The sequence below is a fragment of the Streptomyces sp. NPDC000983 genome (genome assembly GCF_040299205.1).
Lineage (GTDB): Bacteria > Actinomycetota > Actinomycetes > Streptomycetales > Streptomycetaceae > Streptomyces.
This window is the reverse complement of record NZ_JBEPBM010000020.1, coordinates 101,944-119,004: the sequence shown is the minus strand read 5'-3', so window position 1 is coordinate 119,004 and position 17,061 is coordinate 101,944. Positions and strand designations below refer to the sequence as shown.

Annotated in this window: 9 protein-coding genes and 1 other RNA gene; 4 read left to right on the top strand and 6 right to left on the bottom strand. The window is 71.7% G+C overall.

Annotation, left to right across the window (positions count from 1 at the left end):
• Window positions 1-72: 72 nt before the first annotated feature.
• Both ABT296_RS23325 and ABT296_RS23320 read left to right on the top strand, forming a co-directional pair.
• A complete protein-coding gene (locus ABT296_RS23325) occupies window positions 73-7,134 on the top strand; it encodes a DEAD/DEAH box helicase (RefSeq protein WP_351930340.1) in 7,062 nt (2,353 codons plus the stop codon).
• A complete protein-coding gene (locus ABT296_RS23320) occupies window positions 7,131-9,392 on the top strand; it encodes a UvrD-helicase domain-containing protein (RefSeq protein ID WP_351930338.1) in 2,262 nt (753 codons plus the stop codon). Before ABT296_RS23325 ends, ABT296_RS23320 begins: the two co-directional genes overlap by 4 nt.
• Window positions 9,393-9,648: 256 nt before the next feature.
• Here ABT296_RS23320 and rnpB read toward each other — a convergent pair.
• The 3 genes from rnpB to ABT296_RS23305 all read right to left on the bottom strand — a co-directional run bounded on the left by rnpB (window position 9,649) and on the right by ABT296_RS23305 (window position 12,218).
• Window positions 9,649-10,052: RNase P RNA component class A (gene rnpB / locus ABT296_RS23315), an RNA gene on the bottom strand.
• Window positions 10,053-10,085: 33 nt separating this feature from the next.
• Window positions 10,086-10,664, bottom strand: a complete 579-nt coding sequence (locus ABT296_RS23310; RefSeq protein ID WP_351930336.1) for a Uma2 family endonuclease — start codon at window positions 10,662-10,664, stop codon at window positions 10,086-10,088.
• A 117-nt stretch (window positions 10,665-10,781) separates the two neighbouring features.
• Entirely contained in the window at window positions 10,782-12,218 is a 1,437-nt protein-coding gene (locus ABT296_RS23305) for an RNB domain-containing ribonuclease (protein WP_351930334.1), read from the bottom strand.
• Between the two features lie 76 nt (window positions 12,219-12,294).
• On the opposite strand from ABT296_RS23305, the gene yaaA reads away from it, so the two are divergent.
• Window positions 12,295-13,077: a peroxide stress protein YaaA gene (gene yaaA / locus ABT296_RS23300; protein WP_351930332.1), complete on the top strand. Its 783-nt coding sequence runs from the start codon at window positions 12,295-12,297 to the stop codon at window positions 13,075-13,077.
• Between the two features lie 82 nt (window positions 13,078-13,159).
• Complete coding sequence (locus tag ABT296_RS23295) at window positions 13,160-13,792, top strand: bifunctional 4-hydroxy-2-oxoglutarate aldolase/2-dehydro-3-deoxy-phosphogluconate aldolase (protein ID WP_351930330.1); 633 nt, start codon at window positions 13,160-13,162, stop codon at window positions 13,790-13,792.
• Here the strand turns inward: ABT296_RS23295 and ABT296_RS23290 are convergent.
• The 3 genes from ABT296_RS23290 to ABT296_RS23280 are packed head-to-tail and all read right to left on the bottom strand — an operon-like array spanning window position 13,767 to window position 17,061.
• Window positions 13,767-15,443 carry a bifunctional RNase H/acid phosphatase gene (locus tag ABT296_RS23290; protein ID WP_351930328.1) on the bottom strand — a complete coding sequence of 559 codons (1,677 nt, stop codon included), beginning with the start codon at window positions 15,441-15,443 and terminating at the stop codon, window positions 13,767-13,769. The two genes, ABT296_RS23295 and ABT296_RS23290, sit on opposite strands and share 26 nt — an antisense overlap.
• Window positions 15,444-15,481: 38 nt before the next feature.
• On the bottom strand, window positions 15,482-16,225 hold the full coding sequence (locus tag ABT296_RS23285) for a zinc ribbon domain-containing protein (protein ID WP_351930382.1): 744 nt from the start codon (window positions 16,223-16,225) through the stop codon (window positions 15,482-15,484).
• Entirely contained in the window at window positions 16,222-17,061 is an 840-nt protein-coding gene (locus ABT296_RS23280) for a Nif3-like dinuclear metal center hexameric protein (RefSeq protein ID WP_351930326.1), read from the bottom strand. The genes ABT296_RS23285 and ABT296_RS23280 overlap by 4 nt, the downstream gene beginning before the upstream one ends.

Here is a 17,061-nt window from a genome sequence, read left to right as displayed (position 1 = left end):
GGTTGATCCGCACCACACGAGGCGACCGCTGCCACGCAAGCGTCTCGGGATCCACAGACGAAGGGGAGCGTCGTGAAACCCACTCTGGCCGCCGCGCAGCTGCGGGGCAGTCTGACGCAGTACCTCACGACGACCTACGCGTTGGCCGACGACGACACCCGGCGGGCGCTGGAGCGGTTTCTGGGGGACCCGGAGTCGGGGATCTTCCGGGGCCCGTATCTGCGGATCAGGACGCCGTTCCACAAGGCGGACGACGGGTGGGAACGGCATCTGGAGTGGCGGCCCGAGTTCACACCCTGGCGGCACCAAGCCAGGGCATGGCAGCGGCTCAGCACTCTGGGCGGCAGGGAAGCCGAGCCGACGCTCGTGACGACCGGCACGGGTTCCGGCAAGACCGAGTCGTTCCTGGTGCCGGTGCTCGACCACTGCCGACGGCAGAAGGCTCTCGGGCGGCGCGGTGTGAAGGCCGTACTCCTGTATCCGATGAACGCGCTGGCCACCGACCAGGCGGGCCGTATCAGCGACTACCTGACCGCGACCGACCTCGCCCAGGTGACCGCGGGTCTGTACATCGGCGACCGGCCGGACACCGACTTCCGGCGGGTCATGACCCGGCGTGAGGAGATGCGTGTCTCCCCGCCGGACGTGCTGATCACCAACTACAAGATGCTGGACCTGCTCCTGCAGCGCGGTGAGGACCGGGCCCTGTGGGAAGGCGCGGACGTCGCGTACGTCGTGCTGGACGAGTTCCACACCTACGACGGCGCGCAGGGCACCGACGTGGCCATGCTGCTGCGCCGGCTGGCGACGGCGGTCGGCGTGACGCGGCCGGACCGGCCGCTGGGGCGGATCTGCCCCGTGGCGACCTCCGCGACGCTCGGCGCGGGGCGGGTGGGCACGCCGGCCGGGGGCATCCTGGACGTGGCGGCGCAGGTGTTCGGCATGCCGTTCACGACGGACGCGGTCATCGGCGAGGAGCGGATGACCGCCGAGGAGTTCACCGGCGAGGTCGACTACGCGCTTCCCGAGCCGCCCACTCCGCAGGAGGTCATCGCGGTGTCGGGGGGCGCAGGCGTGGAGGCGAAGCCGGACCTGCTGGACCTGGACGGGCTCGCCGCCCGCATGCTGGGGCGACAGGGCCTCGACGCGTTCCGTATCGGCCGTCTGCTGAAGCGGCACGACTTCACGCAAGGCGTGCTCGCGCTGCTCGACGGGGAGCCGCTGGACGAGTGGGGTCTGCGGGACCGGCTCGCGCGCTTCGGATACGCCTGGGGGCGCACCGCCCGGGAGAATCCGCAGCTGGTGCTGCAAGCCCTGTCCCGATTCGTGGCCCTGCTGTCCGCCGCCCGGGACCCCGACTCCGACGAACGGCGTCCGCGTCCGCTGCTGCACGTCGAGGCCCACCTCTGGGTGCGGCCGGTGACGCGTGTGCTGCGTGGGGTCGGCAGGACACCGGAGTTCCGCTGGTACGAGGACGACCGCGCGCAGGCGCGGCGCGCTGCCCTGGCCGCGGCTCCCCCCTCGGACGAGGAAGACGGGGCCTCCTCGGGCAACGGGTTCTCGGGCGGGGCGAACCGGCCGCAGCCCCTGGCAGGCACGGATACGGCGGTGCGGCCCGCGCAGGTGCATCTGCCCGCCGTCTACTGTCGCGCGTGCGGGCGATCCGGCTGGGCCGCGCTGTCCCCGGAGGCCGATCCGCAGCAGCTCGTCATGGCACAGGACCGGATCTGGCGGGCCGGTGTCGGCCGTGACAAGCGGCGCATCCGCTATTTCATCTCCGCGACCGAGCCGGAACGGCGCCAGGCACTCGACGCGCCGGCCGGGCGACTGCCCGCGGGCAGTGGCGTCGATCCGCTCTCCGTGGTGGTACTCGACGGGGCCCAGGGCACCTACCGCCTACCGACGGCGGGAGACGACGGGGACCTGGTGGATGCCTGGTTCACGCTCGCGCTCCTCGACAAGAAGTCCGCCGACAAGGCGGCCAAGGACGACCGCTGTCCGGCGTGCAACACCGACAACAGCATCCGGTTCCTCGGTACGGCGCAGGCGGCGCTCGCCTCGGCCACGGTCACCCAGCTCTTCACGGGCGGGGACATCGCGCTGGTCCCGGAGGAACGCAAGACGCTGCTGTTCAACGACTCGACTCAGGACGCCGCGCACCGCGCCGGGTACGTCGCCAACGCCTCGTACAAGTTCTCGTTGAGGTCGCTGCTCGCACACAACCTCGACGACTCGGGCGCGGCGACGGCGCTCAACGACCTGATCGGCAACGTACTCGACTCCGTGGACGACCCCGAGGCGCTGGCCGCCGTCGTACCGCCGGATCTGCACGACGAGCCGGGTGTCGACCGGGTGTTGTCGGGGCGCGGTACCGGAGACGCCCGTACCTGGCGGCTGATCGGTGAACGGCTGGCGTTCGCCACGGTCATGGAGTTCGGGCTGCGGTCACGGCTCGGTCGCACCCTGGAGCTCACGCGGACGGCCGCCGCCGAGGTCGTCGTCGAGAACCCTGAGCGGGTCACCGACCTCGCCCGTGATCTGCACCTCGCGCTGCCGGGCCAGATGGTGATGACAGGCGGACTCCCGACACCCGAGCGGTATCTCGCTTATGTGCGTGGACTTCTGGAGCGGCTGCGGCTGCGCGGCGCGGTCCGGCACCGGTGGCTGGAACAGTGGATGCGGGAGGCCGGTGCCGACCGGTTCCTCATCAGCGGGCGGCGACCGGACGGCATGCCCGCGTTCCCTGAAGGGGTCGCCCCGCCGAGATTTCTGCTGGACGGCCAGAAGGACAGGACAGAGTTCGACGTGGTCACCGGTCGGCAGGCCTGGTTCCAGGACTGGACCCGCCGCTGTCTGGGGCTGGACGCCGCCGGGGCCACCGAGTACCTCCGCCGACTGCTGCCCGCCCTGGCCGACGAGCACGTGCTCAGCGTGCGGACGGCGAAGGACCGCACCACGCGCGTCTACGGTCTCCAGCCCGGCCACATCCAGGTCCGCCTGCTGGACGACTCGATCGTCAACAAGGCGTTCGTGGCGTGCGAGGACTGCGGCTGGCAACAGGTCGTGCCCCCTGAGCGGCGCACTCGCTGGTACGGCCATCCGTGCCCGCGCTACCGGTGCAAGGGGTATCTGACACCGCCGCAACCAGGGATGCGCCTCTCGGCACCGTCCGAACCGGGCGGCGGCAGCGGAGGCGTCACCGGGGCGGGCTTCGGTGCCCTGCAGGAGCGGGACTACACGAACGACTACTACCGGCGGCTCTACCTGACCGGTGGCACCTTCCGTGTCGTGACGGCCGAGCACACCGGCATGCTGACCCGTGCGCAGCGTGAGCAGGTCGAGCGGACCTTCCGGGCCGGCACGCACTACACCGACCCTAACGTCCTGTCCTGCACACCCACGCTGGAACTCGGCATCGACATCGGCGACCTGTCGGCCGTCCTGATCGGCTCGCTGCCGAAGGGGCCCGCGAACTACGTACAGCAGTCAGGTCGCGCGGGACGCAAGACGGGCAACGCGCTGGTCGTCGCGTTCGGCGGACGCCGGGCTCGGGACCTGTACTACCTGGACCAGCCTCGAGAGATGATCGCGGGCGACATCGTGCCGCCGGGCTGCTATCTGTCGGCGGTGGAGATCCTGCGCCGCCAGTACACCGCGTGGCTCCTGGATCTCGCCGCGCGGGGCGGGCTCAGGACCGCGGACGGCGAGCAGTTGCAGCCGGTGCCCCGGCTGGCGTCCGCGCTCTTCGGAACGACGGGTTGGTGCCAGGACCTCGCGGATGCCGCACAGACGCATGGGGCGACACTCGTCGAGCAGTTCCTGGCCCTGTTCCCTGAGGGTGGGTCCCCTGTGCAAGGCCCGGGGGACTCTCCCGCGCGGGACGGTGACGACGCCGGGGTGTCCGCGCACGCCTCCGACGCGCTCCGGGAGTACGCGAACGGCGGCATCGTGCGCGCGCTCCAGGAGGCGGAGGAGGACTGGACGGGACGGCGGGAAGAACTGCGGCGCAGGATCGCCGCCATCGACGAGGCTGTCGACTCCTTGGCCCGCACGGACGAGGTCCAGGACCGCGAACGGCGGGAGCTGCTCGCCGAGCGTCGCAGCACCGGCGATCTGTTGCGGGACCTGAGCCGGACCAGCGCGCACGGCACGCTCGTCGAGCTGGGTCTCCTGCCGAACTACAGCCTGGCCGACACCACGACGCAGCTGGAGGCCACGCTGTACTGGTCCGAGGTCCCCTCGGACACCGACGAAACCGCCCAGACGCCCGGCGGGACCGACGCGCCGAAGGAACACCGCACCCCCGCCGGTACGCCTCGCGTCTACCGCAGCGAGACCCGCGACTACGAGCGCTCCAGCAAGATCGCCCTGACCGAACTCGCCCCGGGCAACAGCTTCTACGTCAACGGCTACAAGCACGTGGTGCGCGCCCTCGACATCGGCAGCCCGGAACGGCGGGCCTGGTCGGTGTGGCGACTGTGCCCGGCCTGCGGCTACGCGCGCACACGCGACGCCCAGACCGACACCACGCCCTGTCCGCGCTGTGACGGACGGGAGATCGCGGACGCGGGGTGTGTCCAGTACGTGCTCAAGCCGCGTCGGGTCGTGGCACGCGACAAGCGGGACGACGCACGGGTGCGCGACGACCGCGACGAGCGCGCCCGCCGGCAGTACGCGGTCATCACCACCGTGGACATCGACCCCGCGCACCTGGCGACCGGTTCCTGGCGGCACGACACGGCGACCTTCGGCGTGGACTTCTCCCGCCGGGCCGTCATCAGAACGCTGAACCTGGGACTCGACCGGCAGGACGGCAGCTCCACGGTTCCGCTGGCGGGCGAGGACGTCCGGATCAACCCGTTCTACGTCTGCACGAGTTGCGGCGGCGCGACGGCGGACGGCCGACCGGTCGTGGACCAGTCGCAGCACGCACTGACCGAATCGGGGGCGGCTGCCACGAGGGGTAGTGCCCACCATTTGCTGTGGTGTCCCCGGCGACGCACTCAGGGCTCCGGGGACGGCGGCAGGCGAGGGACGGGTCAGGACGTACCGCTCCTGTTGGCCCATGAGTTGACCACGGAAGCCGTACGCATTCTGCTGCCCGCCTCGGTGACACGGGCCCGGGAGCGGCTCGCCTCGTTCACCGCGGCACTGTTCGCCGGTATCGCGGCACGCTACGGCGGCGACCCCGACCACATCGAGATCGCCGCAGCCTCGATGCCGGACAGTCCGGACCAGCTCGGCTCCGACTTCCCGCGGCGCTTCCTGGTCGTCTACGACCGGCTGCCCGGCGGCACCGGCTATCTGCACCGGCTGGCATCCGCGGCCGGGTTCCGCGAGGTGCTGCTGAAGGCACGCGAGGTCATCGAGAACTGCCCGTGCCAGCAGAAGGAGTTGGACGGCTGCCACCAGTGCCTCCTGCGCAGGGTGCCCCCGTCGGACTACGACCGGGTCTCCCGCCGCGAAGTCCAGTCCATGCTGGACGAACTGCTGGGCGCCGATGGCGAGCGCTGGCGGACCTCACCGGTCTCGACGACCCGCCAGATCCCGCTGGAACAGCAGGCGGAGAGCGACCTGGAGGTCATGTTCGTCGACACCCTGGAGGAGTGGGCCAAGCAGCCGGAGTCCCGTGCGGCGGCGAACACGTACACCACCCCGGCGGGCACCCGGGCACTGGATCTGCGGCTGACGACCGGCGACGGAGCCACCGTGAGCTGGCGGGTCTCGCAGCAGCGCGTCCTGGACGGCACCCGGCCCGACGTGCTCTTCGAGCGGCTCGACGCTCCCGGACCACGGCTCGCCGTCTATCTGGACGGATACCGGTATCACGCGAGCCCCGAGCACAACCGTCTCGCGGACGACGCAACGAAGCGGGCACGGCTGCGGGCCGACGGGCTGAGGGTGTTCCAACTGACGTACTACGACGTCAAGGAGTGGCGGCTCCGCGTCCGCGACACCGGCTATGCCGGAGTCGCCCCCGTCGATCCGGTGTGGATTCCGTACGACCGGACCGCGCAGGACCGGGCGCGCTCCTACTACGCCCAGACCCGGGGTGGGCTACCCGGAGAGCTGTCGGAAACCGTCTGGGTCAACCCGGCCGAGCTGCTGCTCGCCTACCTTCGTGACCCTGACGCGCGACGGTGGCACCATCGCGCCGAAGCCACCGTGGCCGGGCTCATCGGCGCGCCCGGCCTGCGGGACGCACCGGTCGGGGCGGAAGCGGTCGGCCGAGCCGTCGAGGCGGCATTGCGCGACGGCGTCGTCGACGAGCCGAAGGGGCCCGTGCGTGTCCTCGCGGCGACGGACAGGTCCGGATGCCGCCTCGTCCTGGTCGCCGACGTGCGGCACAGGCCCCCGACCTGGACGGGGCTGACACTCCTGGACGACAGCGCCCAAGCCGTCACGGAGGAGAAGACCCACAAAAGGCGTTGGCAGGCCTGGCTGTACTGGAGCAACGTGCTGCAGTTCCTGGAGCACGGCGGGGGCGACAGCGCCCAGCTGACGACCACGTTGCTCGACGGCTTCACCGCCGATGTGCTGACCGTGACCGGCGGCCAGGGGTGGCTGTCCTCGACGCGGGTCACGCCAGTCGTCAACGGCGAGCCTCAGCGGGCCCCGGACAGCCTGCCACCGGTCGCCGTGACCGCCGGACTGCCCGCGGTACCGACGAGAACGACCGAGCAACCGCCGTCCGACAGCCGGCCCCGGCGGGACGGCGCCTGGGACTCTGTACTGGAGTACGTGGACCCCGACGAAGCCGGCCTGGCCGAACTGGCTCACGCGCTCGCGGACCTGGGCGTTCCCGCGCCTGAGGACGGCTTCGAACTCGACGAACACGGCTGGCAGGCCGAACTGGCCTGGCCGGCCGCCCGGCTCGGCGTGGTGCTGGCGCCGCAAGGGACGCCCGACGAGCCGGATCACGAGGCACGGGACCGTGACCGTGCCTTCGCCGCCGCCCATTGGGACGTACGTCCGGCGGGCGAATGGACCGCGGAGGAGATCGCCGGACGCCTCGACAACCTTGCCGCGCGGACAAGCGACGGCAGCCAAAGGGGAGCCGGGCGGCCGGAAGTCGGCACGACCAGGAACTACAAGAACGACAAGAACGACAACGGAAACGGGGAGTTGGCATGACGAGGACCGGGGGCGTGACGCTGCGCCTGCTCGACAAGGCTGACAAGGAGATCCTCCGGCTCCCGCGCACGGTCAAGGGCGCGCTGTTCGACTTCCAGCACAAGTTCAAGGAAAACCCCCGGACCCCGGGGCTCAAGCTGAAGCAGCTCAAGGGCGACAGCCGCATCTGGTCCGCTCGGATCAACGACGAGTACCGCGCCCTCCTGCTCCGACTGGCCGAGGACGACTGGCTCATCGTCTCGGTCAAACACCGCAAGGAGGTCTACGACCGGCTGGCGTACGGAATCAACACCGTCACCGGCGGCATCGAGTACGTCGACCTCCAGGTGGTGGAGGACAGCGTGCTGCGGCGCATCCCGCCGCAGGAGCCGTCGCCCGCCGCCCCGTCCGCCCCGGTTCCGCCTGCCGAAGCCCAACCACCCGCTCCTGAACCGCTGTTCGCCGCCTGGACCGACGGGCAGCTGATCGAACTGGGCGTGGCCGAGCCCCTGGTTCCGGTCATCCGCTCACTCACCACCGATGAACAACTCCTTGGTCTGATCGAATACGCGCCGCAGCTCACCGGGGAAGTCCTGCTCGCGCTCTACGACGGAAAGCCCTTCGAAGAGGTACTGGACGAGGTCACCGCCCCCGTCGCCGCTCCGGAGCCTGTCGACACCGAGGACTTCCAGACGGCAGCCGAACGGCCGGCCACCGTTGTCACCACGTCCGACGACGCGCTGCGCGAGGCCTTGGAGGCAGGGGACTTCGGCCGTTGGAAGGTCTTTCTCCACCCTGCTCAGTCCAAGCTGGTCGAGCGCCGGTACTCCGGTCCCGTGCGGGTCGGTGGCGGCCCAGGCACCGGGAAGACCATCGTCGCCCTGCACCGCGTCCGCCACCTCGTGTCCCAGCTGCCGTCCGGTCACAGCAAGCCGGTGCTGCTGACCACCTACAACAAGAATCTCGCTGCCGACCTGCGCTCCCGCCTCCTGGAACTGGGCGGCGAGCAGTTGCTGTCGCGGGTGGAGGTGAGCCACGTCGACCAGCTCGCGCTACGCGTCGTGAGGGAAGCCGAGCCCGGCAGCCGCAAGCAGACCATCGACGACAGCCAGGCCGTCCGGGAATGGCGTGCGATGCTCGACGAACTCGGCGAGAGCGGCTGGGATGCGGAGTTCCTGTACGACGAGTGGACGCAGGTGATCCTCGGACAGGCCGTCGGCACCCGCACCGACTACTTCCGGGCCCGCCGGGCAGGACGCGGCAAGAACATCGGCCGGGCTGAACGGGCCGCCATCTGGCAGCTCGCCGAACGCTTCACGCAGCGTCTGGACCGGCTCGGGCGTCAGACGTGGGACCAGGTCGCCGAACGGGCCGCCCGCCTGGAAATAGGGCGCGAGCAGCGCATCCGCGCCATCGAACGGCAGCGGGAGGAAGCGGGCGGCCTGGACAACATCCACCTCCAGGACGGCTCGGGTGGCTGGCTCCGCTACCGGTACCGGCACATCGTGGTCGACGAGGCCCAGGACCTGCGCCCCGCTCACTGGAAAATGCTGCGCGCCATGACGGCCCGCGACTCGGACGACCTGTTTCTGGTGGGTGACACCCACCAGCGCATCTACAAGAACCAGGTGACGCTGGGCAGTCTCGGTATCAACATCCGGGGCCGGTCCGCAAAGCTCAGTCTCAGCTATCGCACAACACGGCAGATCCTGCGCTCCGCGCTGGAGATGCTGGGCGAGGAGACGTACGACGACCTCGACGGGAACTCGGAGACCCTCGCCGGATACCGTTCCGTGCTCAGCGGCAGCGCACCCGGCATGCACCCGTGCACGGACTGGCAGACGGAACGTGAATCGATCGCCGCACACATCCTGGCCTGGGACGCCCACCCGGAAGAGCGGATCGCACACGAGCAGATCGCCATCTGTGTTCCCACCAATGTGATGGCGAGTGAGCTGGGACATACACTCGGGGAACACGGCATCCGGGCCCTGGAGATCGGCGCCGACGGCGCCCGGGGCGAGCCCGGAGTCCACATCGGGACCATGTTCCGGTTCAAAGGGTTGGAGTACCAGCGCATGATCATCGCCGGCGTCAGCGACGGCCTGGTCCCCCGCGAACAGGTCAACCGATTGCGTCAACTGGACCCAGCCCGCCACCGGAGGGAACTCCAGCGGGCGCGATCCCTGTTGTTCGTGGCGGTGACCCGGGCACGCGACAGCCTCGACATCTTCTGGCACGGCACCCCGAGTCCGTTCCTGCGTCGTCTGCCATCCTGAGCGGTGCGCAGCGGCGGATAGCCTCAAGGAGTTGGCACGGGGGAAGCTAGGGTCGGTCGCGCTCTGGTCCGAAAGTAACGGCCTCCCAGGCTTCCCTCATCGAACAAGCCGGGTACAGGCCCGCTTGGCTACCTTCGTGTCTCGCTCGCATCCGTGAGATCCGGTTTGAACCGGTACGGACCGGGGCTCCACCAAGTTCTCGACCCAGTAGAAGGACCCCTGACCAGTTTGTTCCCTGGTCATGGGCCCTTGGCGGCAGACGAGTCGGGCTGTACGCCGGGTTCTGTTCCCGGGGTTCCTCGCGGAACTCCGGGCGACGGCCATCCATCTAGGGCCGGTGTTGCCACCGGCCTCGTGCGGTCTACCCGCGGACTCGGGCGGGCAGCCCTCGAACGTCCGCGCAGGAGCGCCGGGGCGCTCCCTCTTGACCTTGCTCCGGGTGGGGTTTACCTAGCTGCCCAGGTCACCCTGGGCACTGGTGGTCTCTTACACCACCGTTTCACCCTTACCGAGGGCCAAGGCCCCCGGCGGTCTGTTTTCTGTGGCACTGTCCCGCGAGTCGCCTCGGGTGGCCGTTAGCCACCACCCTGCCCTGTGGAGCCCGGACGTTCCTCGGGGAACCCCTGTGAGGGGACTCCACGCGGCCGCCCGCCCGGCTCGTCTGCCGTGTCGACCATGGTACCGGCCCACGGGTCAGAGGAAGTCCGCCGTCTCCAGGTCGAAGGCGAAGGGGGCGGGGAGGGTGACCGGCTTGCCGAAGGGCACGGTGTGGAGTTCGCGGTAGTCGTCGCCCTTCGGGGCGCTGAACAGCGTGATGGACGAGGCGTCGCGGTCGATCAGCAGGTGGAGGGGGATGCCGCCTCGGGCGTAGGAGCGGCGTTTGGCCTCGCCGTCGGCCCGCGGCTTGGTGGGCGTGACTTCCAGGACCATGGCCACTCCCTCGCAGGGCATCCACGAGCCCGCGCCTCGGTAGAGCCTCAGGTCCTGAGGGGCGAACGTGCCGTCCGGGATGACGTGATCCGCGGGTCGGCCGTCGGCGTTGCCCAGCCTCAGGCCCTTGTTCCCGGAGAACTGCATCTCGGTTCGGGAGCCTCTGATCACCTGGCTCACGATCAACGCGATGCAGTCCTCGTGATCCCCGTCCGGCGGCGGCGTCACAACGATCTCCCCCTCGATCAGCTCCGCCCGGAAACCGTCCGGGGTGCCCAGGGCGAGGAAGCCGTCGAGCAGGATCTCTGCCTGCGTGAGCGGCCCGTGGGACATGGCGGTCATGTCGCGCCCCTCCCGTGAAGAACTCGGTCGCTGGTCAGACTCGACCATCGGGGTGACCCGTGTGCGGGAGATCGGGAGCTCGTCCCCCGATCGTGGCACGCCCCCTCACCCCCGCCCCTAAGCCGGCGCGAACCGTACCCGGCCCGTGCCCAGGTCCACCTGGGTGAGGCGGGCCCGTACCCGCTCGCCCAGCGGCAGCGGGGCCGTGCCTTCGAGGCGGCCGATCACCGCCGGGGTTTCCAGTTGGACCGTGCCGACCGTCGGTTCGTGGTCGTCGATGTCGACCACGCAGCCGTCGAAGACGTCGCCGACGCGGTCCTTCAGCAGGGCCGCCTCCACCAGGTCGACGCAGGCCCGCTCGACCGCGCCGGCCCTGCGGGAGCCCTCCGCCATCTGCTTGGGGAGGGAGTCGAGGGCGGCGAGGACCCAGTCAGGCGGGGGGTCGTCCGCCACGGACGCCAGGCAGAGTTCCGTGGCGAAGCGGTCGGCGAGGCGGCGCAGCGGGGCCGTGCAGTGGGTGTAGGGGGCGGCGACCGCGGAGTGGGTCACGATGTCGGGGAGGGCGCCGTCGCGGAAGACCGTGTAGCCCGCGCCGCACAGCAGCGTCGTGCATTCCTGGAGGAACGCGGCGTGGCGCGGGAGCGCGGGGTCCAGGGAGCGCACCAGGGCCGCGTACGAGACGTGGTGCGGCCAGTCGATGTGCAGGGCGGTCGCGGTGCGGCGCAGGCGGCCGACCGCTCCGTCGGGGGCCGCCGGGAGCGTGCGCAGCACTCCCGTGCCGTACGCGAGCATCAGGTCCGCCGCCGCGATGCCGGTCAGGAGGGAGATCTGGGCGTTCCAGGCCTCGGCGGGGAGCGGTGCGCGGAAGTGCAGCGCGTACGTGCCGTTCCGCTCGGTGATCTCCTGCTCGGGGACGTTGAGAGAGATGCCGCCCCTGTCGATCTCCAGGGTCTGTCTGAGCAGGCCGATCTCCTTGAGGAGGGCCAGCGGCTCCTCCGCCGTGCCGCTGTCGATCTCGCTCTGGACGGCCGTGTAGTCGAGCTTGGCGCGGCTGCGGACCAGGGCGCGGCGGACGTCGACGGCGAGGGGGCGGCCGTCGGCGTCGAGGTCGATGGTCCACAGGGCCGCGGGGCGGGTCTGGCCGGGGAGGAGGCTCGCGGCGCCCTCGCTGAGGAGGGCGGGGTGGAGGGGGATCCGGGTGTCGGGGAAGTAGAGGGTCGTGACGCGGCGGTGGGCCTCGGCGTCGAGCGCGGATCCGGGGGTCACGAAGGCCGCCACGTCGGCGATCGCGTACCGGACGCGGTAGCCGCCGCCGTGGCGGGAGAGGTGCATCGCCTGGTCGAGGTCGGTGGAGGTGGGCGGGTCCAGGGTGAAGAGGGGGATGTCGGTGGCGTCCGTCACGGGCAGCAGGGGGTCCCGGGCCGCCCGCTCGGCCTCGGCCAGTACCTGGGGCGGGAAGGTCTCGGGGATGTCGAGTTCGGCGCGCAACGCGGTGAGGGCCGCCCGGAGGGGGGCTTCGGGGGTGCCGGTCACGCGGATGTGGCGACGGGGCATACAGCGAGCGTAGGTCGGGGGCTGCCGGGCGGCACGCCGTACGCTGTGGCCGAGCTCTACAGAAGGAGATCCACCCGTGCTTGTCCTGCTGCCGCCCTCCGAGGGCAAGGCATCCTCCGGCCGTGGCGCACCGCTGAAACTGGAGTCGCTGTCGCTGCCGGGGCTCACCGAGGCCCGTACGGCCGTCCTCGATGAACTCGTCGAGCTGTGTGCCGGGGACGAGGAGAAGGCGCGTGTGGTCCTCGGGCTGAGCGAGGGGTTGCGGGGCGAGGTCGCCAAGAACGTGGAGCTGCGCACGGCCGGCGCCCGGCCCGCCGGGGAGATCTACACCGGTGTGCTCTACGACGCTCTCGGCCTCGCCTCCCTCGACGCGCCGGCGAAGAAGCGGGCGGTCCGCTCGCTGCTGGTGTTCTCCGGACTGTGGGGTGCGGTCCGCGTCAACGACCGGATCCCCTCCTACCGCTGCTCGATGGGCGTGAAGCTGCCGGGGCTCGGGGCGCTGGGCGCCCATTGGCGTACGGCGATGGCGGCGGCGCTGCCCGAGGCCGCCGGGAACGGGCTGGTCCTGGATCTGCGGTCGTCGGCGTACGCGGCGGCCTGGAAGCCGCAGGGTGAGATCGCCGGGCGCACGGCGAGCGTGCGGGTGCTGCACGCGCCGACCCGGAAGGTCGTCAGCCACTTCAACAAGGCGACCAAGGGGCGGATCGTACGGAGTCTGCTCGCGGGCGGTGTGCGGCCGGCGGGGCCGGCGGAGCTGGTGGAGGCGCTGCGGGACCTCGGGTACGTGGTGGAGGCGGAGGCCCCGAAGAAGGCGGGGACCGCCTGGTCGCTGGATGTGCTGGTGGACGAGATCCACTGACCGGGGCGGAGAGAACGGGGAGGGCGTTGCGTAGGATGCAACGCCCTTTGCGCATGTTGTGGCTCGGCGGCAGGATGTCGCCATGACCTCCGTGCTTGATCTCGCCCCCGTCGTTCCCGTCGTCGTCATCGAGGACGCCGCCGACGCCGTGCCGCTCGCCCGGGCGCTGGTCGCCGGGGGGCTGCCGGCGATCGAGGTGACGCTGCGGACCCCGGGGGCGCTGGACGCGATCCGGGCGGTGGCCGCCGAGGTGCCGGAGGCGGTGGTGGGGGCGGGGACCGTCATCACGCCGGAGCAGGTGGACGCGGCCGTCGGGGCCGGGGCGCGGTTCCTCGTCAGCCCGGGGTGGACGGACTGCCTGCTGGAGGCGATGCGGGGGTCCGGGGTGCCGTTCCTGCCGGGGGTGTCGACGACCTCGGAGGTCGTGGCGCTGCTGGAGCGGGGTGTGCGGGAGATGAAGTTCTTCCCGGCCGAGGCCGCGGGCGGGACGGCGTATCTGAGGTCGCTGTCCGGGCCGCTGCCGCAGGCGCGGTTCTGTCCGACCGGGGGCATCGGTCCCGACTCCGCGCCGGACTATCTGGCGCTGCCCAACGTGGGCTGTGTGGGCGGCAGTTGGATGCTTCCCGCGGACGCGGTCGCCGCCCGGGACTGGGCCCGCGTCGAGTCGCTGGCGCGGGCCGCGGCCGGGCTCAGCGCAGGTGCGAGGTGTCGTTGAAGAGCCGCACGCTCGCGTTGCCGTCGGCGTAGTACGCCACCGCCGACAGGGAGGCCGCGGAGAGTTCCATCCGGAACAGGGACTCGGGCGGGGCGCCCAGGGCGAGCCGGATCAGGGTCTTGATCGGCGTGACATGACTGACCAGCAGCACCGTACGGCCGGCGTGCGCGGCGACCAGTTTGTCGCGGGTGGCGGCGATCCGGGTGGCGGTCTCGGCGAAGCTCTCGCCGCCGCCGGTGGGGCGGGCCCCGGGGTCGGCGAGCCAGGCGTCGAGCTCGTCGGGGTAGCGGTCGCGGACCTCGCCGAAGGTGAGGCCCTCCCAGGCGCCGAAGTCCGTCTCGCGCAGGCCCTCATCGACGGTGACGTCGAGGCCGAGGACGCGGGCGACGGCACCGGCGGTCTCCCGGGTACGGGCGAGGGGCGAGGCCACGACGGCCTGGATCGTCCCGCGCCGGGCCAGCGCGGCCGCGACCCGGTCGGCCTGGCCCCGGCCGATCTCGGACAGCACGGGGTCGCTGCCGCCGCTCCCGGAGAACCTCTTCTGCGGGGTGAGCGCGGTCTCCCCGTGCCGCAACAGCACGAAGGTCGCGGGCGCACCCATGTCGGCGGGGGCCCAGCCGGGCGCGGCGACGGTCTTCGCGGCCCGGATGTCGGCGTCGGTCCGGGTGCCGGCGGGGGTCCGGGTGCCGGCGGGGGTCCGGGTGCCGGCGGGGGCAGCGGTCCCTGCGGGGGCAACGGTCCCGGTACGGCCTGCGGTCCCGGCACGAGTGCCGGTCTCGGCGCCTTCAGCGGCCCCGGCAGGGGTGCCTGCCTCGGCACGCGCAGGGGTCTCGGCAGGAGGGCCGGCCGCTGCGCGAGCACCGGCGTCGGCGCGAATACCGGCCCCGGTCCGAGTGCCGGTTTCGGCGCGGGCACCGGCGTCGGCTCCCGCAGCGGGCTCAGCGCCCACCCCGACCGCGGCACCGGCCCCGGCGCGGATGGCTTCGCCACCGGCACCGGCACGGGTGCCGACCTCGGCACGCGCAGGGCCATCGGCAGGGGCAGCGGTCTCTGCACGGATGGCGGTCGCGGCAGCGGCGCGGATCGCGTCCACCTCAGCCCCGGAACCGGTCTCAGCCCCGGAACCGGTCTCAGCCCGGGCCCCGGCACTGCTGCCGCCCCCGACTCCGGCGGCCGCGGGTGCCTCGTCGGCACCCCCGGCCGCACCGGCCACAGCCCCGGAAGAAGAGGCGGCCGGTACGGCCGACGTCCCCGCGTCCATCGCCTCGTTCGCCAACCGGTCCGCGTGCTTGTTGCGCTCGCGGGGGATCCACTCGTACGTGACCTGCTCCGGTGGGAACACCCGGGACGCCTCCATGGCCAGCGGCTTCATGTCGGGGTGCTTGATCTTCCAGCGGCCCGACATCTGCTCCACGACGAGCTTGGAGTCCATCCGAACATGCACCGACGCGGTCGGGTCGAGGTCGAAGGCGGCTCGCAGCCCCGCGACGAGGCCCCGGTACTCGGCGACGTTGTTGGTGACCACGCCCAGGAACTCGGCGCGCTCGGCGAGGGTCTCCCCCGTCCGCGCGTCGCTGACGACCGCGCCGTAGCCCGCGGGCCCCGGGTTGCCCCGCGACCCGCCGTCCGCCTCGACGATGAACTCCCGCACGCCCAAGCTCCTCAGAAACCGGCCGACACCGAGAAGGCCTACAGACCCGAATCCGCCGTACGCACCAGGATGCGACGGCAGTTCTCGCAGCGCACCACGGTGTCGGGGGCCGCCGAGCGGACCTCGGCCAGCTCGGTGATGGCCAGCTCCTGGCGGCAGCCCTGGCAGGTGCGCGCCTGCAGCTTGGCCGCGCCGATGCCGCCGCCCTGCTCGCGCAGCTTCTCGTAGAGCTTCAGCAGATCCGCCGGGACGGAGGCCGCGACGACCTCGCGCTCCTTGGTCACGGACGCCACCTCGCCGTCGATCTCCTCGAACGAGGCATCGCGGCGGGCGGTCGCGTCGTCGGACTTGCCCTGCACCGAACCCACCCGCTCGGTCAGCTCGGCGACCCGCTCCTGGGCGGACTCGCGGCGCTCCATGACCTCCAGGACCACGTCCTCCAGGTCGCCCTGGCGCTTGGCGAGGGAGGTGATCTCCCGCTGGAGGTTCTCCAGGTCCTTGGGGGAGGTGACAGCGCCGGAGTCGAGGCGCTGCTGGTCGCGGGCGGCGCGCTGGCGGACCTGGTCGACGTCCTGCTCGGCCTTGGTCTGCTCGCGGGCGGTGTCGCTCTCCTCGGTCTGCGCGGCCACCAGCAGGTCGCGCAGCTGGGTGAGGTCCTTGGTCAGCGACTCGATCTCGGCGTGCTCGGGCAGCGAGCGGCGCTTGTGCGCGAGCTGCTGGAGGCGGACGTCGAGGGCCTGGACGTCAAGAAGTCGGATCTGGTCGGCGGGCGCGGCGTTCAGTTGGGGGCTCCAGGTGAAGGGGAGTGACTGGTCCAGGGGTCGGTGACCGTCTTCGAGACGTGGACGCGCAGGTCCCAGCCGTGACGGTCGGAAATCTCGTCGAGCTGGGCGGCGGCCAGCTCGCACCAGGGCCACTCGGTGGCCCAGTGCGCCGCGTCGAGCAGCGCCAGCGGGCTCTGGGCGACGGCTTCGGACGCCGGGTGGTGGCGCAGGTCCGCGGTGAGGAAGGCGTCGACGCCCGCGGCGCGCACGACGTCGAAGAGGCTGTCGCCGGAGCCGCCGCTCACGGCGATCGTGCGGACGGTCGCGTCGGGGTCGCCGGCGACGCGGATGCCCTGCGCGGTGGCGGGCAGCCGCTTCGCGGCGCGGGCGGCGAGTTCGCGCACGGTCAGCGGGTGGTCCAGCTCGCAGACGCGGCCGAGGCCGCGGCGGCCGGTGGGGTCGGTGGGGTCGGGCACGAGGGGCCGTACGACCCGCAGGTCCAGGGCGCCGGCGAGCGCGTCGCTGACGCCCGGGTCGGCGGTGTCCGCGTTGGTGTGGGCGACGTGCAGGGCGATGTCGTTCTTGATCAGCGTGTGCACGGCGCGGCCCTTGAAGTGGGAGGCCGCCACCGTCGTCGTACCGCGCAGGTAGAGCGGGTGGTGGGTGACGAGGAGGTCGGCGCCGAGCGCCACCGCCTCGTCGACGATCCGCTGGACCGGGTCGACGGCGAACAGGACCCGGGTGACCTCCTGGTCGGGGTCGCCCACGACGGTGCCGACCGCGTCCCAGGACTCGGCCCGCTCGGCGGGCCACAGGTTCTCCAGCGCGGCGATGACTTCAGACAGACGGGGCAC

Excerpts from the sequence above, each read along its gene's own strand:
- ABT296_RS23320 (WP_351930338.1), top strand. The coding sequence starts at position 7,131 with ATGACGAGGACCGGGGGCGTGACGCTGCGCCTGCTCGACAAGGCTGAC.
- ABT296_RS23310 (WP_351930336.1), bottom strand. The coding sequence starts at position 10,664 with ATGACCGCCATGTCCCACGGGCCGCTCACGCAGGCAGAGATCCTGCTC.
- ABT296_RS23305 (WP_351930334.1), bottom strand. The coding sequence starts at position 12,218 with ATGCCCCGTCGCCACATCCGCGTGACCGGCACCCCCGAAGCCCCCCTC.
- ABT296_RS23295 (WP_351930330.1), top strand. The coding sequence starts at position 13,160 with ATGACCTCCGTGCTTGATCTCGCCCCCGTCGTTCCCGTCGTCGTCATC.